The following is an 18,793-nucleotide window of genomic DNA, read 5'->3' on the forward strand; positions in this document are numbered from 1 at the left end:
CGCGCCGCGCCCGTCCAGGGACGCGCGACCACCTGAGCACGGCCTTTGCGACGTCTGTTCCGGCATGGTCGAATCGTGGTGCCTCGTCCGGCCCGAGAGCGGAAGGACCCCGCGTGAACGTTCGCCTCCAGTGGTGGGTGCACCCGGTCAACACCCTGATCGCCCCGGCGGCCGGGAGGCCGCCACGCTCGCCCGAACGGTCCTTCGACGCCGCGATGCGCGCCGCCTCCCGGCGCAGCGGACTGCCCTGGCTCCCCGACGAGCCCTTCCTGTCCGACCTGCGCGTCCTGCACGAGGCCTGGCACGCGGTCCCCGACCTCACCCCGATCGGCCGGATCAGCGTCCAGGCCGAGATCAGCCGACGCCTGGAGACGCGCCTGCGCGTGCTCCACCTCCTCGACGTCCACCCGGAGGTCGCCGACGAACCGATCGACCGGCCGGTGGTCATCACGGGCCTGCCCAGGACCGGCACCACCTTCGGACACGGGCTCCTCGCCCAGCACACGGACGCGCGCGCCCCCAAGCTCTGGGAGCTGTGGAGCCCCGTCCCCGACACCGGCAGGCCGGGGGAGCGCACCCAGAGCCGACGCCAGCGCCTGGCCACGGCGCGCACCCTGGTCCGGTCCATGGACGCCATGATCCCCGGCTTCCAGACCATCCACCCGATGCACCCGCTCGAACCGGAGGAGTGCGTCTTCGCCCTCCCACACAGTCTGAGCCACCACGTGCGCGCGCCCGTCCCCGGCTACCGGGCGTGGTTCGAGCGGCGCGACGCCGTGCCCGACTACCTCCACCTCAGGCGGCAGCTCCAGGCGTTGCAGTGGAAGAAGCCGCGGCGGCGCTGGGTGCTCAAGTCGCCGTTCCACCTGCTGACCCTGGACGCCCTGCTCACGGTCTTCCCCGACGCCACGGTGGTGCTGACCGACCGCGACCCGGCGCTCGCCATGGCGTCGTGGGGCAGTCTGGCCGAGGCCGGGATGAGGGTGTACTGCGCCGACGTGGACCCGCGGTGGATCGGCCGGGAGTGGCTGGAGATCTGGTCGCGGGGCGCGGAGCGGGCCAGGGCGGTCCGCCGCGCCCACGACCCCGAACGCTTCCTCGACATGCCCTACGGCGAACTGACCGCCGACCCGGTCGGGACGGCCGAACGGCTCTGGCGGCGCATGGGCGGGGACTTCGACGCCGAGTCCCGCGCCCGGACGCTCGCCTACACCCGGCGCGACCGCAGGAAGGACCCGGGCGGGCACCGGTACGGGCTGGACCGCTACGGACTCGACCCCGACCGGGTGCGCGCCGCGTTCGACTAAGCCTCCGCGTACACGCTCAGGTGCGTGTGGGCCAGGGAGAACAGGGGCGCGGACACGCCCAGCTCGCGGGCGCGGTGGACCAGGTCGCCGATGATGTGGTCGGCCTCCACCGGGTTGCCGTGTGTCAGGTCCCAGTACAGCGTGGTGCTGGTGGTGGCGGTGGTGTCGGAGATGACCGACCGGGCCCAGCGCAGGAACTCCTCGCCCGGCGGGAACCCCGACGCGGTGGCGATCGCGACGGCCTCGTCGGTCATCGCGGAGGTGAACTCGGCGCCGCCGGGAGCACGGTTGACCGACCCGATCGTGCCGCGCATGAGGCAGGTGCAGGCGCCCAGGGTGGCCAGGAACACCCACTTCTCCCACATGCGCTGCCGGATGGCGGGGGTGGGCGTCGTGGCGAACCCGGCGCCGTCCAGGGCCGCGTGCACCTCCTCCAGAGGGAGAACGGGGGTGTCGGACAGCGGTCCGTAGACCAGCTCGGCCAGGTCACCGACCCGCTCGACCTCGCCCTCCGAGCCCAGGCGCGTCTGCACCAGCCCGACCCCGCCGTACACGCGGTCGGCGCCGAACCGGTCGACCAGGGCGTCGACGTGGCGCATGCCGTTGAGGAAGGGCAGGACCACGGTGCGCGGACCCACGGCGGGGGACAGGTCCTTGATCGCGGCGTCCAGGCCGTAGGACTTCACCGCCAGCAGCACGAGGTCGTAGTCCGCGCCGAGCCGGTCGGCGGTGATCGCCGACACCGGCGTGCTCTCCACCCGGCCGTCCAGGTCACGGACGCGCAGGCCGCGTTCGCGCAGCACCTCGGCGCGCGCCGGGCGGACGAGGAAGTCGACGTCGCGACCGGCACGTGCCAGGCACGCGCCGAAGTACCCTCCGAGCGCACCCGCGCCCACGACCAGAATCCGCATGGTTCTCCCACCGTTCGTCGGTCAGCGCCGCACAACGTACGACGACGGGACGTCTCTCCGCAAGGGACATCCGCCCCGTCCAACACCAGAGGGGCGACCGCCCCCGCTCGGCCAACCACAGGGGGGTTGAACGGACACCGTGATCGCCCCGACTCACCCAAGGGGGGTTGGGTTGTCCGGTTCTCGGGTCCGTAGGGGGTTGGGGTTGGTCTCGTGCTGTCCCGGTCACCGCTGGGGGTGTGGCTCGACCCGGAGGGCGTGTTCGCGGAGCGAATTCGTTCCGGAGGGCGAGGTCCCTCACCCACACCCGCCATTTGCCCTCCACAGATATGCAGGACACGGCCACCACCTGGAAACGTGATTCCGAAGTGATGACACCCCCGGCCCCAGGAGCGGGGGGTGGACGGTTCAGGGACCACCGGCCCCAGGCCCCACACAGGTCCGCACGTCCGTCACCGAAGGGGGCTGGGGACACGTGACCGTCCCGATCACCACAGGGGGGTTGGGCGGTCATCATCCTTGGACGCCCCACCACAGGGGGCTGGGGACACCCGACCGCCTCGGTCACCCCAAGGGGGTTCGCGGAAGCGTCCCCGCTCGCCCCACCACAGGGGGGTTGGCCGGACACCTGACCGCTACAGCACTCCAGAGGGTTGGGGACACCCGACCGCCCCGGTCACTACAAGGGGGTTCGCGGAAGCCTCCCCGCTCGCCCCACCACAGGGGGCCAGCCGGACACCCGACCACCCCGGTCACCCCAGGGGGCTAAGGATGGCACAACCACCCCGTCCACTCCAGGGGGGTGGAAAAACACCCCTGCCCGCTCAGCCACAGGGGGCTAGGGACGGTACGACCGCCCCGGCCACCACAGGGGGTGCGGACGGGCCGGGGAATTGCGGCGCGAACGGCGCGAACGGCGCTGTAACAGAGCAGTTCTCGGAAATCGCGGCCTGAGCCCCACGGCCCGTCAGGCGGCCTGCCAGGCGCTGAGGCTCACAGGACCGAACATTCCGCGTAGAAACGGATTTCCAGCCCCGAACCAGCCCCGAACCCGGCGCTCTGGCCTTCCGGCACTCTGGCCCTCCGGCGCTCCGGCCTCCTCGTTCAGGGATCGAACCGCCACCGGGTGGGGCCGTGCGTCGCGTCGTCGAAGGGGAAGGCGTAGACCGTCGTCGGCACGACCGTGTACACCGCGTACGGCGGGGGACCGGCGGTCGGCGCCCCCTCCGCACCGGTCAGCTCCCCGTCACCGGCCGCCGGAGCCCAGCCATACCGCTCGGCGTAGGCGCGGGCGACGCGGCGCACGCGGTCGCGGTCCGCCACCCGCTGCGCCGAACCCTCCACCACCAGGTCCATGCCGCCCGCCTGGAAGGCCAGGCTCACCTGGGGCGCGGCCGACAGCAGCCCCGCCTTGACCGTGCCCTCGCCCGAGGCGAACCACGGTTGGCCGGACACCCACACCGCGAGCACCGGCCGGGTGTGCGGGCGCTGGTCGGCGTGGGGGACCGACAGCCAGTACGTGCCGGTGCAGCTCTCCAGGAGGGGCAGGATCTCCGCCCACGATCCGGGCGCGCCGCCCGTCAGGGCCTCGGCGCGGGGGGTCTGGGGTGTCACGGGGACTCCTTCGCGGTCGCTTCGGGGTGTGCGGACCACGCTAGACCGTGGGAGCGACCCCCTCGGGGATCCACGCCGGGCGCGTCGGTCGGCTACCTCCGCCGATCAGCGCCCCCACTCGTCAGTGCCCCCACCGGTTGCCTGCCTCCGCCGATCAGCGCCCCCACCAGTCGGCTCCCCCCACCAGTCGGCTCCCCCCACCCGTCGGCTCCCCCCACCCGTCGGCTACCCCCACCCGTCAGCGCTCCCGCCGGTGGACGAGGAACGTGGAGACGCCGAAGACGCCGAAGACGACGAGCGCGCCCGCGGCGGTGGCGACCATGACGGCGGCCATGCTCGACAGCGTCACCGGGCCGCCCAGGCCCGCCGTGGCCGCCAGCGCGGAGCCGAGGCCGAACTGCACCGTCCCCAGCAGCGCCGAACCGCTCCCCGCCACGCGCGGCGGCTGGCCGTTCAGGGCGAGCGCGGTCGCGTTCGGGGAGACCAGCCCGGTGCAGACCATCATGGCGAACAGCGCGGCGGTCACGGTGACCAGACCGGCCAGACCGGTGGCCTCCAGCAGCGGCAGCGCGGCGACCGAGGCCAGGGACCCGACCAGGCCCAGCGCCAGCCGCCGGTGGATCTCCACGCGGCGTACCAGGGCGACGTTGACCTGGTTGCCGATGATCATGCCGAGCGTGGTCACCGCGAACACGAGGCTGAACTGCTGCGGGGTGGCGTCGAACCGCGACTGGGACACGAAGGAGAACGCGGAGATGTAGGTGAAGCTCATCCCGAAGCTCAGCGCCAGGGTGAGCGTGGGCCCGGCGAACCGGACGTCGCGCAGCAGCCGACCGAAGAGCCGCAGCTGGGCGGCGGCGCTCGTCCGCTCCCTGCGGTCGGCGGGCAGGCTCTCCGGCAGGGCGAGGAAGACCAGAGCGAGCGTGGCCAGGCCCACCACGCCCAGCGCCGTGAAGATCAGCTGCCAGGGGCCCAGGACGAGCAGCTGACCGCCCAGGACCGGCCCGAGCATCGGGGCGAGCCCGGCCAGCAGGACGAGCCGGGAGAAGAACGTGGCCGCCGCGTCGCCCTCGAACACGTCGCGGACCACGGCGCGCGAGACGACGAGTCCGGCGGCGGCCGACAGCCCCTGCGCGAACCGCAGTGCCACGAACGCCTCCACGCCGGTCACCAGCACGCACCCGAAGGTGGCCGCGGTGAACACCGCCATGCCGACCAGCAGCGGCACCCGCCGCCCCCAGCGGTCGCTGAGGGGGCCCGCCACGAGCTGGCCCAGGGCCAGGCCGACCATCACGGAGGTCAGGGTGAGCTTGACGCTGGCCTCGCTGGTGCCCAGGTCGGCGGCGATGTCCGGCAGCGCGGGCAGGTAGAGGTCGGTGGCCAGCGGGCCGATCGCCGACAGCACCCCGAGGACGAGCACGAGCAGCGCCACGTGGCGGCGCGGGTGCGGCGCCGAGCGTGGCGCCGGGTGCGACGGGGCGGGGTGGGGGACGCCGGGCCCGCCGGTCGGGGCGGGGACCGGCCGGTCGACGGATGCGGCGGGACGGTGTTCCGGGCGTGCGGAAAGCAGGGTCATGGAAGGCTCCAGCGCGGGGCGGGACGAGGATGCGACGCGTCGCGTGCGGGGGCGCCGAGAACCGCCTTCGGGCGGAGCGCCGTCGAACACCGCTCACGGCGGTGCCACCCGCGTCCAACACGGTGCCCGGGGCGGTGAGTCCCCGTCACACGCGCCGATCCGCGTGATCACCGCCACGCGTCGCGATTCCCCTGGCCACGGGCGTTCGCCCGCGCTGTGACGACGCGCATGCCGCTCTTCGACCACGGTCGTCCGCACGCCTGGTAGGGGACCTCACGTCTGGTAGGGGACCTCACGCCTGGTAAGAGGCCTCACGCCTGGTAGGGGACCCCACGTCTGGTAAGAGGCCACACGCCTGGTAGGGACCTCACGTCTGGTAGGGGCCGCACGACCCCCTGCCAGCCGCACGGCCCGCCTCACCCGTCCGGCGCGCCGCCGTTCCTGGGCCGGGCGCGGACGTGCACGCGCTCGCCCTGTCTGCCGAAGAGGCTGAGGATCTCGGCGGGGCCCTCCCCGTCGGTGCCGAACCAGTGGGGGAGCCGGGTGTCGAACTCGGCGGCCTCGCCCGAGGTGAGGATCACGTCGTGGTCGGCCAGGACCAGGCGCACCCGCCCGGAGAGCACGTAGAACCACTCGTAGCCCTCGTGCGCGCGGGGCTCGGGGGTGCTGCGCCGGGCGGGCAGGATCATCTTGAAGGCCTGCAACGGCCCGGGGAAGGCGGTCAGCGGCACCACCGTGCTCCCGTGGACGCGCCTCGGCCGGAGCCGTACACGCGGGTCGCCGACCTCGGGCGCGCCGACCAGCTCGTCCAGGGGGACCTGGTGGGCCTGGGAGATCGGCAGCAGGAGTTCGAGGCTGGGGCGGCGCTGTCCCGACTCCAGCCGGGACAGGGTGCTCCGGGAGATGCCGGTGAGCTCCGACAGCGCGGCCAGCGTCAGGCCGCGGTCGGTGCGCAGCCGACGCAGCCGGGGACCGACCTCGGACAGGGCGCGGGTGATCGTGTCGGGATCGTGCACGTGTCCATCCCACACGCCCGGCGCGGTTGCGGCAAGCGGGCGTGCCGTTTCCGGGAAGGGTGCCGTTTCCGGGAAGGCGGGACGTCGCGGGGCGGGGACGGCGGTTCGGCGACCCGCGTCCCGGAACCGGCAACGGAAGTTGCCCCGCCCCGGACGCCCGCGCACCCTGGTCCTGTCCTGGCTCCGTCCCCGACGGTCGGGGCGACACCGTGCTCCACGAAGGCAGGCGAGACATGAGCGCACACCACGCACACCACGCACACCACGGTGACGACATCGACTGGGAGGGCATGGTCACGCACCTGGAACGCAAGGCGGAGGTGAACGGGCCCTACCTGCGCGCGGCGGCCGACTGGCTGTACGACCTCCTCGGCGCCGACGACTGCGCCGCCACCGTGGGCCGCGTCCTGGACGTGGGCAGCGGACCCGGCGCCATCACGTGCCTGCTGGCACGACGCTTCCCCTCGGCCCGCGTGGTCGCGGTCGACCAGTCGGAGCCGCTACTGGAGCACACGCTCTCACGCGCCGGGAGGGAGGGCCTCGACGGGCGGGTGGAGACCCTGCGGGCGGACCTGCCGGACGACCTGGGGGCGCTGGGCGCCGCGGACCTGATCTGGTCCAGTCAGGCCGTCCACCACCTCGGCGACCAGCAGGGGGCACTGGACGGGCTCGCCGCGGCGCTGCGCCCCGGCGGGCTGCTCGCGATCGCCGAGACCGGTCTGCCGCCGCGCTTCCTGCCCCGCGACATCGGCATCGGGCGTCCCGGGCTCCAGGCGCGCCTGGACGTGCTGTGGGAGGAGTTCTTCGCGGACATGCGCGAGGGGCTGCCGGGGTCGACGGCGGTCGTGGAGGACTGGCCCGCCATGCTCGCGCGGGCCGGTCTGGTCCCTTCGGGGAGCAGGACGTTCCTCACCGACCACCAGGCGCCGTTGGACAGCCGGGTGCGGGAGTACCTGCGACTCCACCTGACGCACGTGCTCAGCGCGCTCGGCGGGGGGCTCGACGCCGAGGACCGCGCCACGCTGGAGCGCCTGGTGGACCCGGACGTGCCCACCGGGGTGCTGTGGCGCCCGGACGCGTTCTACCTCTCGGCCACCACGGTGCACACCGCGCGCGCGTGCACCGAGGACGGCTGACCCGGGCCCGGAGACGGTGGGAGCACACCGCGCTCCCGCCCCTCACTCCAGCTCCCCGCCCCTCACTCCTACTCTCACTCCTCGCTCCCGCTCCCCGCTCCTACTCCCACTCCTCACTCCCGCTCCTAGTTCCTCGCCTTCCAGTCGATGAGGACCACGGGCTCGTCGCCGAGCACCCGCGCGTCGTGGCCGGGCGGGACGCACGCGATCTGGCCGGCCTCGAACGTGGTCTCGGCGCCGTCCCGTGTCCGGCAGAGCAGCGAACCGGAGACGACGTAGCCGCAGTGGTCCAGCATGCACAGGTCGGTGCCCGCGAGCGGGCCGACGTGCTCCGACCAGTGCCAGCCCGGTTCGAGGGTGAGCCGCATGATGTCCGTCCCGCCGACGTGCACGATGTCGACGCGGCTCAGCTCCATCTCCTCGCTCTCGGCCGGTGCGGCGAAGTCGCCCACCTCGGCCCGCGTCGCGTGCTCCTCGTCGAAGGCCTGCACGGTGGCCTGGTGGACGATGCGGCCGTCCCTCAGGTCCAGCATCGTCATGCTCATGACCTTGCTGCCGTCGGGGTAGGAGCACCGCTCGGTGTAGGCGGCGTGGTCGCCCTCGACGACGCACTGGAGCACCTCGTGGGTCATGTCCCTGGCGAACAGCTCCCGCATGCTGGCCGCGATGGCCTCCCGGCCGTGCAGGACGGTCGGGGCGCTGGGCGGGGTGTGCCGGTCGAACATCTCCAGCTCCGCGTCGTCGGAGAACTGCGCGAGGAACGTGTCGGCGTCGCGCGTCTCCACGGCCCGCTTGAGCAGGTCGGCGTCGAAGGGGCGGGCGGTTTCGGCTGCGGCGGACATGATCCGCCTCCTTCCGGACGCGGGCGTGTGCGCTTCCACTTCCAGCGTGCGCCCGACGCCGGTACCGGTTCACCCAAGGGACGGTCAGGTGACGGTCAGCGGAGGCCCGGCGCACGGGGCGGCCGGGAAATGGTCCAAGTCCTTCCCTTTTTCGACGGCGTTTCCACGGCGTGGCGGAGCAGTTTCGCCGCGATGACGCGTTCCCGGGCGCGGTTCCGGGCGCCTTCCCGGACGCGGTTCCGGGCGCGGTTCCGCGCCGCAGGATTTCCCGCGTTCCGGTCCGGTGATCTCCCAGGCCGGAGTTCTCCTCATCCGTGTGGCCGGTTTCGGTCAAATCGCACGGTATAAGTATCCGGCGCTCGGACTTTCCGGACGGAAGGGCGAACGGGGCCTTCGGATTCGGTCCGTCCGGGTAGCGGCGACGGATCTCCGGTCGGGTACGGTGGTCGTCGTCGAGATCCGTTTCCCGTTCGGTTTTTCGCACATCTGCTGATCTCCGGGTGGGGTCCCGTGGCGTTTACCCGTTCGTTCTGGCCAAGGGGCTTCGCCGGCCATTTCGGAAGGGACGTGGGCATGGGGACGAAACAGAAGTTCGACGGCCTGAGTGAAGACTACGACCGGTATAGGCCCCGGTATCCGAAGGAATTCTTCAGGACCATCGCGGCCGAGCTCTCGGCCTTTCCCGAGACGACCGTCGTCGACGCGGGCGCGGGCACCGGAATCGCACTGGAGGGACTGCGCCCCGTGCTGGGGGAGGCCGCCCGCTACCTGGCCGTCGACGTGTCCGAGGACATGGTGGACCGCGGCCGGGAGAAGTTCCCGGACGTGCGGTGGACGGTCGGCGCCGCCGAGCCGTTCGTCGAGGGGCTCGACGCGCCCGTCCAGCTCGTCGTGGCCGCGCAGGCCTACCAGTGGATGGACCGACCCCGGTTCGTCGCGGCCTGCGTGCGGGCGTTGGCGCCGGGCGGCCTGCTCGCGGTCATGCAGAACAACCGCGACTACACCCTCAGCGCGTTCCTCGACGCCTACGAGGACCTGCTGGAACGGCACAGCCCCGGCTACACCCGCCGGTACCGCGACTTCGACATCGCCGGTGAGCTCGCCGCGGGCTTCGACCCCACGGGCGGCCACGTCGGCGTCTTCGTCCTCACCTGGCGCGACCGCGTGGACGTCGCCGACTTCGTGCACATGGCCGCGTCCTCGACCCGGGTGCGACGGGCGATCGACCACGAGGGCGCGGGGTTCCTCGACCGGGTGCGCGAACTGTGCGGGGCCCACGCACACGACGGACGTCTGGAGATCGCCTACCGCTCCGAACTCTTCCTGGGCAACCGCGGCTAGGCAGCTCCGTTGGGCCGTTGGGCCGTTGGGCCGTTGCTCCGTTGGGCCGTTGCTCCGTTGGGCCGTTGCTCCGCTGGGCCGTTGCTCCGTTGGGCCGCTTCGCGGCTACGGGGACGGACGAACCCACGAAGTGGCGCTGGCCTCGCACATCCCATTTGATGATCCGCACAAGATCGCAGATGCGATCCTGTCTCCCGTGGAAGGGTCGCTGAAGCCAGTGCTATGTTCTCCCCATGCCCACGTACCGGATCAGTGACGCCGCGGAGCTCCTCGGCGTCAGTGCCGACACCGTCCGGCGCATGGTCGACTCCGGTCGGCTCCCCGCCACGCGCGACGAGTCGGGCCGACGCCTGCTCGACGGCGCCGCACTCGCCCAGCACCTGCGCGCCGTCCCCGAGGACGACCCCGCCCGCGCGTTCTCCTCCGCGCGCAACCGCTTCCGCGGACTGGTCACCAGCGTCACCCGCGACGGCGTCATGGCCAGTGTGGAGATCCAGGCCGGACCCCACCGCGTGGTCTCCCTGATGAGCCGCGAGGCCGCCGACGAACTCGGTCTCCAGGTCGGCGGCCTGGCCACGGCGATCGTCAAGTCCACCAACGTCGTCGTCGAGACCGGCGGAGGCCGCCATGCCTGAGACCCCCGTCCCCCGGCGCCCCCGCGGCGCCGCCCTCCGCTGGGCCGTCCCCCTCATGGCCGGGGCCCTCGCCCTGACCGCCTGCTCCCCGGCCGAGGACACCGGCCAGGCCGCCTCGGGCGCCGACGCGGAGCAGGCGGCCTCCGGCACCCTGACCGTCCTGGCGGCCGCCTCCCTCACCGACGTCTTCACCGACCTCGCCGAGGAGTTCGAGGCCCGCAACCCCGACGCCGACGTCGAGCTGAGCTTCGCGGGCAGCAGCGCCCTGGCCGCCCAGATCAACTCCGGCGCCCCCGCCGACGTCTTCGCCGCCGCCGACACCGACACCATGGCCCTGGTCGTCGACGGATCGGGGCTGGACACCGCCTGGGCCGCCGACCACGGCGACCACGGCGAGGACGGCGCGATCTTCGCCACCAACACGCTGCGCATCGCCGTGCCCCCGGGCAACCCCGCCGGGGTCGGGGGCCTGGCCGACCTCGCCGACGGCTCCGTGACCACCGCCCTGTGCGCGCCGGAGGTCCCGTGCGGCGCGGCCACCGCCGCCGTCACCGACCAGGCGGGCGTCGAGATCGCGGCGGTCACCCTGGAGGAGGACGTCCGCGCCGTCCTGACCAAGGTCGAACTCGGCGAGGTCGACGCCGGGCTGGTCTACGCCACGGACGTCGCCGCCGCCGGGGACGCCGTCGAGGGCGTCGACTTCCCCGAGTCCGCCTCCGCGGTCAACGCCTACCCCCTCGGTGTCCTGGCCGACGCCCCCGAGCCCGAGCTGGCCGCCGCCTGGGTCGACCTCGTCCTGTCCGACACCGGCGCCGACGTGCTCACCGCCGCCGGGTTCGGGGCGCCGTGACCACCCCCGCCCCCACCCCCGCCCGCGGGCGCGCGCTGCGCGCCCGCTCCGGGCGTGTGCCCTGGGTCCTCGTCGTCCCCGCCCTGCTCGGCGTCGCCTTCCTGGTCCTGCCCCTGGTCGGCCTGCTGGTCCGCGCCCCCTGGGCGACCATGGGCGAACGGATCACCGACCCGGCGGTGCTGTCCGCGCTGTGGCTGTCCCTGTCCACCGCGACCGTCGCCACGGCCGTCTGCCTGGTCCTGGGCGTGCCCCTGGCCTGGCTGCTGGCCCGCACCGAGTTCCCCGGGCGGCACCTGGTCCGCGCCCTGATCACCGTCCCCCTGGTCATCCCGCCGGTGGTCGGCGGTGTCGCGCTGCTCCTGGTCCTGGGACGCAACGGGCTGGTCGGCCGCCACCTCGACGCCTGGTTCGGCCTGACACTGCCGTTCACCACGGCCGCCGTCGTCATCGCCCAGGTGTTCGTGGCGATGCCCTTCCTGGTCGTGAGCGTGGAGGGCGCGCTGCGCGGGGCGGACCGCCGCTTCGAGGAGGCCGCCGCCACCCTCGGCGCCAGCCGCACCACCGTCTTCGCCCGCGTCACCCTGCCCACGGTCCTGCCGGGCGTCGGCGCGGGCGCGGCCCTGTGCTGGGCCCGCGCCCTGGGCGAGTTCGGCGCCACCATCACCTTCGCCGGAAACTTCCCCGGCACCACCCAGACCATGCCCCTGGCCGTCTACATGGCCATGCAGCGCGACCCCGAGGCCGCCGTCGTGCTCAGCCTCGTCCTGCTGCTCGTCTCCCTGGCCGTCCTGGCCAGCCTGCGCGGGAGGTGGACATGACCACGACCGACGACCGGCACGCCCCGGCGGCCGGACCCGGGGCCGAGAGGCCCGCGCTCGACGCCCGCCTGCGCCTCACCCGGGGGGACTTCACCCTCGACGTCTCCCTGGAGGTCGCCCCGGGCGAGGTCCTGGCCCTGCTCGGCCCCAACGGCGCGGGCAAGTCCTCGGCCCTGCGCGCCCTGGCCGGGCTGGTCCCGCTCACCGACGGGCACGTGCGGATCGGCGGCCGGGACGAGACCACGACACCGGTCGAACGCCGCCCCATCGGCGTGGTCTTCCAGGACTACCTGCTCTTCCGCCACATGAGTGCCCTGGACAACGTCGCCTTCGGGCCGCGCTGCCAGGGCCTGTCCAAGGCGGCGGCGCGCGCACGGGCGGCCGTACTGCTGGAGGGCATGGACCTGGCCGCCCACGCGCGCTCCCGGCCGGGCCGGCTCTCGGGCGGTCAGGCCCAGCGGGTCGCGCTGGCCCGGGCGCTCGCGGTGCGCCCCCGGCTGCTGCTCCTGGACGAGCCGATGGCGGCCCTGGACGCCAGCACCCGCGTCGACGTGCGCGCGCGCCTTCGCCACCTGCTGGAGGGGTACGACGGCGCGGCGGTCCTGGTCACCCACGACCCGCTGGACGCGATGGTCCTGGCCGACCGCGTCGCCGTGGTCGAGTCGGGCCGGATCGTGCAGCAGGGGACCCCGGCCGAGGTGGCCCGGCGGCCCCGCACCCCGTACGTGGCGCGCCTGGTCGGGCTCAACCTCTTCCGGGGCGCCGCCGAGGGGACCGAGGTGACCGTGGAGCGGCCGGACGCGGCGGAGCCCCCGGCGGTCCACGTACACGAGCCGCACACCGGCGAGGTCCTGGTGGCCTTCCCGCCGAGGTCCGTCGCCCTGTACGCGGACCGACCGCACGGCAGCCCCCGCAACCTGTGGCGGCTCACCGTGGACGGGGTCGAGCGGTTCGGGGACCAGGTCCGGGTCCGCCTGACGGGGCCGATGCCGCTGGCGGCCGACATCAGCCCGGCCGCGCTGGCCGAGCTGGGACTGGTCCGCGGCACGGTCGTGTGGGCGGCCGTCAAGGCCGCCGAGGTGGAGTGCTATCCGGGGTGACCGCCGCGGGCCGCTCACCGGCGGGGACGCGGTGACGGAGGCCCCGACCAGGGCATACGCCCAGCGGGGAAATGCCCGAATCCGACCGAGGAAAACCCGCGGACCCTGGATATCTGACCCCCACCCGGGGGAGACTGAAAGCACCCGGTGATGACAGTCCTTCCCCCCGGCGGCTGAGGAGGGTGCCATGTCCTTGAGAGAGCATGAGCGAAGAATCCTCGCGGAGATCGAACGTCAGCTCAGCGAGGAGGCGCCGGATCTGGCCGGACGCCTGTCGGCGTTCGGGTCGGACGATCCCGACGCCCCGCTCGACCCCAGCCTGAGCGGGTGGCGGCCGTGGGTGGCGTGCGCCGTGATCGCGGCGGTCACCGCCGGGTTGTTGGTGCTGCTCTTCGTCCTCACCCCGAGCGCGCCGCCGCCCTCACCGCCCGAACCGGCCGAGACCAGCGAGCCCGCCGACACGCCGGTGGCTCCCGCCCCGGTCGGGATGGACCCGGCCGGGACGGCGCCGTGAGCCACGGCGTGCCGGAGACGCCGGTCAGAGCGCGTTGGTGAACCGCGCGGCGATCGGACCGGCCACGGACCCGCCGCCACCGCCGCCCTCGACCACCAGGGCGAAGGCGACGTCGCCCTGGTATCCGACCATCCACGCGTGGGTGGGCAGTTCCCCGTCCTCGTCCGCCGTGCCGAACTCGGCGCTGCCGGTCTTGCCGTACACCTCGCCCTGGAAACCGGCCTCGCTGGCCGTGCCGTCGGTGACGACCGCGCGCATCATCGGCCGGATCGCCTCGGCGTGGGGGACCGGGGTCGGCTCGGGCAGGCCGTCGCGGGCGGGTTCGGTCACCAGCACCGGGTGGCGCCAGGAGCCGTCGGCGATCGCGGCCGGAACGGTGGCCATGTGCAGCGGCGGGGACACGACCTGGCCCTGACCGATGCTCTGCGCCCCCAGCATGACGGAGCCGTCCGGGGTCGGGAAGCTGGGTTCGAGGGTGGGCACCCCGATGTCCAGCGGCGCGTTCATGCCGAACTGCTCCGCGCTGGCCGTCAGAGCCTCCGCTGACGAGCGCTCGATGATCTCGGCGACCAGGGCCGTGTTGCAGGAGGTCGCGAACGCCTCGGTCATCGTCTGCTCGCCGTAGCCGGCCCCGCCCGCGTTGACGAAGTCCCAGCCGCCCGGGTTGTACTCCTCCGGGCACTGCATCGCCGCGTCGGCGGTCAGACCGGAGTCGAGCAACGCGCTGTAGGAGATGATCTTGAACGAGGAGCCGGGCGGGTACTGGCCCTCGAAGGCCCGGTTGAAGCCGCCCGGGACGTTCACCACCGCCAGGATCTCGCCGGTCGAGGGGCGCACGGCGACCATGCCGGCGGGGTCCTCCGCGGTGAGGATCGCGGTGGCCGCCGCGTCCTGCACGGCCAGGTCGATGCTCGTGGTGACGTCCTGGCCGTCGCTGCCGTCGAGGGTCGCGAGCGTGTTCTCCTCGGTGGCCTCCAGCGAGTCGGGGTCCTCGGCCGCGGCCGCGTCGACCCGCAGGATGGTCGTGGCCGCCTGACCGGCCAGCCGCTCCTCGTAGGTCTGCTGGAGCCCCGAGACGCCGATGGTGTCGCCGACGCGGTAGGCCGGGCCGAGCCGCTCGACGTCCTCCGCGGTGGCCTCGCCCAGGGAGCCGACGAGCATCTGGAGCGAACCGGTCGCGTCGTCGAGCTGGGTGCCGTCGGCGGCCAGGACGTGCCCCCGCTCGCCCCAGACCGCGGTGCGGGCCAGGACCTGGCCCTCCCCGAGCTCGGGGTGGGCGACCTCGGGGGCGAACGCGATCCGCCACTCGCCGTCCTCGCGCAGGAGCGGGAGCTCGCCCTCCCACCCCCAGTCACTGGCGTTGGTCAGGCCGACGGTGACCTCGTAGGGCGCACTGCCGCCGCCTCCGTCGACGGTGGGTGCGCCGACCTCGACGGAGACCGACTCCAGGCCGAGTCCCTCGTCGATCGCGGTCATCACGGCGGCGGCGTCGCCCCCGGTGGTGACGGCGGCCAGACGCTCGTAGTCGCGCTCCTCCCAGGCGGTGGAGTACGCGGCGAGCGCCTCCTCCGGTTGGGGGCGGGTCAGCACGAACCAGGACACCCCGCCGCCGACCAGTGCCAGCACGACCACCGCGGCGATCACGCCGATGAGCAGGCCGCGACGGGAGCGCCGTCTCGGCGGTTCGGGGGAGGCGGGATCGCCGGGACCGTACGGCCCCTCGGGGCCCTCCGGGCCGCCGGGGCCGCCCGCACCGCCGTAGAGGTACTCGAATCCTTCGGCGCCCGGACCGCCCGGACCGCCCGGACCGCCCGCGGCCGACCCGGCCGGGTCCGGACGCTGGGGGGTGTGCGGACCGTGGGCCTGATCGGGCCGGTCCCAGCCGTCGCCGTGCGCGGACGCGGGGACCGGATAGGGCGTGTCGCCCTGGTGCCCGGGAACGTCCTGACGTGGGGGGACGTCCGGGCGGAACGGCTGCTCGCGGTGGGCCTGGGCGTCGTCCTCCGAGGCGCCCGTGTACGGCTGGGGGACCGGAGTGCCCCAGTCGTCGTGGAGGCCGTCCGGGATGCGGGGCGCCCCGGGGGCCTGGGGGGTGTCGGGGACCTGGGGAGCCTCGGGGAGCTGGGAGGCGGGTGGGGTCTCGGGGGGAGCCGCGGGTCCGGCGGGGCCGGGGGGCCCGGGCGCGGGGCCGCGGGGCTCCTCCGCCCGGCTCGGGATGCGATAGGGGTTCCCGGGCCGGGGGCCCTGGGATCGCGTGCCGTCCGCGTCGTCGGGCGAACCGGAGGAATCCGGCTGCCGGGGGGACCAATCATCCACGCCTGATCGTCCTTCGCTGCGTTCTGAGGGGACATACCACAATGCCCCACTCCCACCACGAGGCGGGAGCGGGGCACGAGGTTTGATGGTCGGTATGGCGGTCGCCTCTCGGCGCGGGGCACAACGGGGCTCCTGTCCGTACGGTCACCCACCCGGAGGGCGGGGCCGTACGCGGTATTCCGCGAAGGCAATAGTTGAGGCCCGGGGGACACTTGCTACCACACCGACCAACAGTGACTCTAACCCATGCGGCCCGCGCGTTGTTCCGGGACACGGCACCGAACCGCATGAGCGATCTCACGGTGAGAACCGGCCAGGAGTGGGAACACGAAGTGGCCGGTCCCGCAGAGGGGCGCGGGACCGGCCGGGACGCTCGCGCCCAGGACTACTCCTGGCGCGCGATGCTGGTCTGTTCCTCGCGGGAGAGCAGCTTGAGGCGCTTGCGGCCGCGCTCGGCGCCCAGCTCTTCCTCGCGGGCCTCGATCCGCTGCCACCCCTCCCAGGTGGTGTAGCGCACGCCGCGCTCCTCCAGCAGGGCCCGGAAGGCGATCGGGTCGGGCTCGCCGGCGGGGGTGAGGGACTCGCGGTCGGCCACCAGGTTGGTGACGGTCTCCAGCGCGTCACCCTTGGTGTGGCCGATCAGGCCCACGGGTCCGCGCTTGATCCAGCCGGTGGCGTACACGCCGTCGATCGGCTGCTCGTCCAGGTCCAGGACGCGGCCCTCGGCGTTGGGGACGACACCGCGGTCCTCGTCGAAGGGCAGGTCGGCCAGGGGCGAGCCCAGGTAGCCGATGGCGCGGTAGACCGCCTGGACCTCGTGCTCGACGAACTCGCCGGTGCCCCTGACGTTGCCGTCGCCGGTCAGCTCCATGCGCTCGGTGCGCAGGCCGCTCACGCGGTCCTCGCCGAGGATCTCCACCGGGCGGTGCAGGAAGTGCAGGTGCAGGCGGCGCTCGGCGCCCTTGGGGTCGCGGATCGCCCAGTTCTGGAGGACCTTGACGTTCGTCTTGACCTGGTTGGACTCCTCGCACGCCTGGAGGCTGCCCTCGTCCATGTCGAAGTCCTCGGCGTAGACGATGACCTCGACGCCGGGCTGCTTGTCCAGCTCGCGCAGCTCCATCGGGGTGGCCTTGCACTGCGCGATGCCGCGGCGCGCGAAGACGTGGACGTCGGTGATCCGCTTGGCGCGCAGACCGTCGTAGACGTTGTCGGTGATGTCGGTGTCGAGGAGGTCGTCGGCGCTCTTGGCCAGGATCCGGGCGACGTCGACGGCGACGTTGCCCGCGCCGAGCACGGCCACGCTGGTGCCCTCGACGTGCCAGGAGGGGGAGACGTCGGGGTGGGAGTCGTACCAGAAGACGAAGTCCGCCGCGCCGTGGCTGCCGGGCAGGTCCACGCCGGGGATGTCCAGCGGCCGGTCGCGGTCGCTGCCCGTCGCGAAGACGACGGCGTCGTAGTGGTGGCGCAGGTCCTCGAGCTTGAGGTCGACGCCGTACTCGACGTTGCCGTAGAAGGTGATCTCGGGCTTGTCCAGGATCTTGTGCAGCGCCCCCTGGATCTGCTTGATCCGGGGGTGGTCGGGGGCGACGCCGTAGCGGACCAGCCCGTAGGGGGAGGGCAGCTTGTCGAGGATGTCGATGCTGACGGACGTGCCGCACGCGGACAGGGTCTCGTCCTTGGTGAGCAGGTCCGCGGCGTAAATGCCCGCGGGCCCCGCACCCACGATTCCCACTCGCAGTGGTCGCGTCATCGCACAGCTCCAAGTCTTCGCGCCAAGGTCGGACGCCATTGGTTAGGCTTACCTAATCTAACCGGTGGTGGCACCGGGAAAACCTACTATAAAGGTAGGCAATTGCGCTCACCGCCCCGAGGGGGCGCTGGGCGCGCGTGCGGGGCCGCGCGTGCGGCATCCCAGGTGGGAGCCGGGTCGGCGGCCCCTCCGGCGTGCCCCGCAGGGGTCCCTCACCGGGGGTCAACACCCGGTCAAGGGCGGATCAGCCCGCGGCCGGGTGTGGGGAAAGTCACCGTCCGACGCTGGGGCGCCAGGCCGGACGGAGGCGACCGAGGTCAGCTCCGCCGGGGCAGTTCGGCCTTGACCGACGCGGCGAACCGGGGCACCTGTTCCTGGCCGGACAGCTTGGCGATCGCGGCCATGATGGCGTCCGTGGCCGCGCGGCGCGCCTTGGCCCTGTGCGCCTGGCCCTCCCACGCGGACAGGTCCACCGACTCCCCGAACCGCACCCCGACGCGGTTGAACGAGGGGATCCGCCGCCCGCCGGGCAGGATGCGCTCGGTCCCGGCCAGCGCGACCGGAACCACGGGGGCGCCCGTGGTCAGGGCGAGCCAGGCCAGTCCGGTCTGGCCCCGGTAGAGGCGGCCGTCGGGGGAGCGCGTGCCCTCGGGGAAGATCCCGAACACCTCGCCGCCGCGCAGCACGTCCAGGCTGTTGTCCATGGCCTCCTGGGCGCTCTGGCCCGGGCGGCGGTCGACCGAGAGCTGCCCGATGGCGCGCAGCGCGCGGGTGAGGGCCCGCTTGGGCAGGGTTCCCTCGTCGAAGAGCTCCTGCTTGGCGATGAACCGCACCGGCCGCGGACAGGCCACCCCGATGAAGAGCGGGTCGATCAGGGCGAGGTGGTTGGCGGCCAGGATCACCGGTCCCCGCGCGGGGACGTGGTGGACGCCCTCCACGCGCTGCGGCCAGACCAGGCGTGTCGCGGGCGCGAGGACGACCTTGGCGGCTCCGTACAGTGACACGATGAGGTCGCCCCTTCTCCATGGTTGCCGGGTGGTGCGGGGGCCGAGGGCGCCACGGTCCAC

The 18,793-nt window shown here is 73.5% G+C and carries 16 protein-coding genes; 8 read left to right on the plus strand and 8 right to left on the minus strand.

Translation table 11 applies throughout. The features are described 5' to 3' along the window. Positions 1–113 precede the first annotated feature (113 nt). Positions 114–1,307 (plus strand): sulfotransferase, encoded by a 1,194-nt coding sequence (locus AB0I72_RS07525; RefSeq protein WP_358564097.1) that lies wholly within the window; start codon positions 114–116, stop codon positions 1,305–1,307. Here AB0I72_RS07525 and AB0I72_RS07530 read toward each other — a convergent pair. The 4 genes from AB0I72_RS07530 to AB0I72_RS07545 all read right to left on the minus strand — a co-directional run bounded on the left by AB0I72_RS07530 (position 1,304) and on the right by AB0I72_RS07545 (position 6,424). Further along, a complete protein-coding gene (locus AB0I72_RS07530; protein WP_358564099.1) occupies positions 1,304–2,218 on the minus strand; it encodes a ketopantoate reductase family protein in 915 nt (304 codons plus the stop codon). The genes AB0I72_RS07525 and AB0I72_RS07530 overlap by 4 nt on opposite strands. Positions 2,219–3,322: 1,104 nt before the next feature. Continuing rightward, positions 3,323–3,832, minus strand: a complete 510-nt coding sequence (locus AB0I72_RS07535; RefSeq protein WP_358564101.1) for a pyridoxamine 5'-phosphate oxidase family protein — start codon at positions 3,830–3,832, stop codon at positions 3,323–3,325. A 238-nt stretch (positions 3,833–4,070) separates the two neighbouring features. Beyond that, the gene (locus AB0I72_RS07540) at positions 4,071–5,408 is read right to left on the minus strand and encodes a multidrug effflux MFS transporter (RefSeq protein WP_358564103.1); all 1,338 of its coding nucleotides are present in this window, start codon (positions 5,406–5,408) and stop codon (positions 4,071–4,073) included. 416 nt (positions 5,409–5,824) lie between these two features. Continuing rightward, entirely contained in the window at positions 5,825–6,424 is a 600-nt protein-coding gene (locus AB0I72_RS07545) for an XRE family transcriptional regulator (RefSeq protein ID WP_358564104.1), read from the minus strand. A gap of 233 nt (positions 6,425–6,657) precedes the next feature. Here AB0I72_RS07545 and AB0I72_RS07550 point away from each other — a divergent pair, with 233 nt between their 5' ends. Beyond that, entirely contained in the window at positions 6,658–7,560 is a 903-nt protein-coding gene (locus tag AB0I72_RS07550) for a class I SAM-dependent methyltransferase (RefSeq protein ID WP_358564106.1), read from the plus strand. A gap of 125 nt (positions 7,561–7,685) precedes the next feature. On the opposite strand, the gene AB0I72_RS07555 is transcribed toward AB0I72_RS07550, so the two are convergent. Continuing rightward, complete coding sequence (locus AB0I72_RS07555; protein ID WP_358564108.1) at positions 7,686–8,402, minus strand: nuclear transport factor 2 family protein; 717 nt, start codon at positions 8,400–8,402, stop codon at positions 7,686–7,688. Positions 8,403–8,975: 573 nt separating this feature from the next. Here AB0I72_RS07555 and AB0I72_RS07560 point away from each other — a divergent pair. The 6 genes from AB0I72_RS07560 (at position 8,976) to AB0I72_RS07585 (ending at position 13,660) form a co-directional block, all read left to right on the plus strand. Further along, entirely contained in the window at positions 8,976–9,743 is a 768-nt protein-coding gene (locus AB0I72_RS07560) for a class I SAM-dependent methyltransferase (RefSeq protein WP_358564110.1), read from the plus strand. A gap of 233 nt (positions 9,744–9,976) precedes the next feature. Then, entirely contained in the window at positions 9,977–10,378 is a 402-nt protein-coding gene (locus AB0I72_RS07565) for a TOBE domain-containing protein (protein ID WP_358564112.1), read from the plus strand. After that, entirely contained in the window at positions 10,371–11,228 is an 858-nt protein-coding gene (modA, locus tag AB0I72_RS07570) for a molybdate ABC transporter substrate-binding protein (RefSeq protein WP_358564114.1), read from the plus strand. The genes AB0I72_RS07565 and modA overlap by 8 nt, the downstream gene beginning before the upstream one ends. Beyond that, on the plus strand, positions 11,225–12,046 hold the full coding sequence (modB, locus tag AB0I72_RS07575; protein WP_358564116.1) for a molybdate ABC transporter permease subunit: 822 nt from the start codon (positions 11,225–11,227) through the stop codon (positions 12,044–12,046). The genes modA and modB overlap by 4 nt, the downstream gene beginning before the upstream one ends. After that, positions 12,043–13,146 (plus strand): ABC transporter ATP-binding protein, encoded by a 1,104-nt coding sequence (locus tag AB0I72_RS07580; protein WP_358564118.1) that lies wholly within the window; start codon positions 12,043–12,045, stop codon positions 13,144–13,146. The genes modB and AB0I72_RS07580 overlap by 4 nt, the downstream gene beginning before the upstream one ends. 187 nt (positions 13,147–13,333) lie before the next feature. Continuing rightward, positions 13,334–13,660 carry a DUF3040 domain-containing protein gene (locus AB0I72_RS07585; protein WP_358564120.1) on the plus strand — a complete coding sequence of 109 codons (327 nt, stop codon included), beginning with the start codon at positions 13,334–13,336 and terminating at the stop codon, positions 13,658–13,660. Between the two features lie 24 nt (positions 13,661–13,684). Here the strand turns inward: AB0I72_RS07585 and AB0I72_RS07590 are convergent, their stop codons facing one another. From AB0I72_RS07590 to AB0I72_RS07600, 3 genes are all read right to left on the minus strand, one after another. Further along, positions 13,685–15,976 (minus strand): penicillin-binding transpeptidase domain-containing protein, encoded by a 2,292-nt coding sequence (locus AB0I72_RS07590; protein WP_358564122.1) that lies wholly within the window; start codon positions 15,974–15,976, stop codon positions 13,685–13,687. Between the two features lie 385 nt (positions 15,977–16,361). Continuing rightward, positions 16,362–17,708: an FAD-dependent oxidoreductase gene (locus tag AB0I72_RS07595; RefSeq protein WP_358564585.1), complete on the minus strand. Its 1,347-nt coding sequence runs from the start codon at positions 17,706–17,708 to the stop codon at positions 16,362–16,364. A gap of 335 nt (positions 17,709–18,043) precedes the next feature. Further along, positions 18,044–18,730 (minus strand): lysophospholipid acyltransferase family protein, encoded by a 687-nt coding sequence (locus AB0I72_RS07600; RefSeq protein WP_358564124.1) that lies wholly within the window; start codon positions 18,728–18,730, stop codon positions 18,044–18,046. Positions 18,731–18,793: the final 63 nt, after the last annotated feature.

The sequence above is a fragment of the Nocardiopsis sp. NPDC049922 genome, from assembly GCF_040660275.1.
Classification (GTDB): Bacteria; Actinomycetota; Actinomycetes; order Streptosporangiales; family Streptosporangiaceae; genus Nocardiopsis.

Bases quoted from the DNA above. Each gene is read 5' to 3' on its own strand.
- AB0I72_RS07555 (WP_358564108.1), bottom strand. From the start codon at position 8,402: ATGTCCGCCGCAGCCGAAACCGCCCGCCCCTTCGACGCCGACCTGCTC.
- AB0I72_RS07565 (WP_358564112.1), top strand. From the start codon at position 9,977: ATGCCCACGTACCGGATCAGTGACGCCGCGGAGCTCCTCGGCGTCAGT.
- AB0I72_RS07580 (WP_358564118.1), top strand. From the start codon at position 12,043: ATGACCACGACCGACGACCGGCACGCCCCGGCGGCCGGACCCGGGGCC.
- AB0I72_RS07540 (WP_358564103.1), bottom strand. From the start codon at position 5,408: ATGACCCTGCTTTCCGCACGCCCGGAACACCGTCCCGCCGCATCCGTC.
- modA (WP_358564114.1), top strand. From the start codon at position 10,371: ATGCCTGAGACCCCCGTCCCCCGGCGCCCCCGCGGCGCCGCCCTCCGC.
- AB0I72_RS07550 (WP_358564106.1), top strand. From the start codon at position 6,658: ATGAGCGCACACCACGCACACCACGCACACCACGGTGACGACATCGAC.
- AB0I72_RS07530 (WP_358564099.1), bottom strand. From the start codon at position 2,218: ATGCGGATTCTGGTCGTGGGCGCGGGTGCGCTCGGAGGGTACTTCGGC.
- AB0I72_RS07585 (WP_358564120.1), top strand. From the start codon at position 13,334: ATGTCCTTGAGAGAGCATGAGCGAAGAATCCTCGCGGAGATCGAACGT.
- AB0I72_RS07560 (WP_358564110.1), top strand. From the start codon at position 8,976: ATGGGGACGAAACAGAAGTTCGACGGCCTGAGTGAAGACTACGACCGG.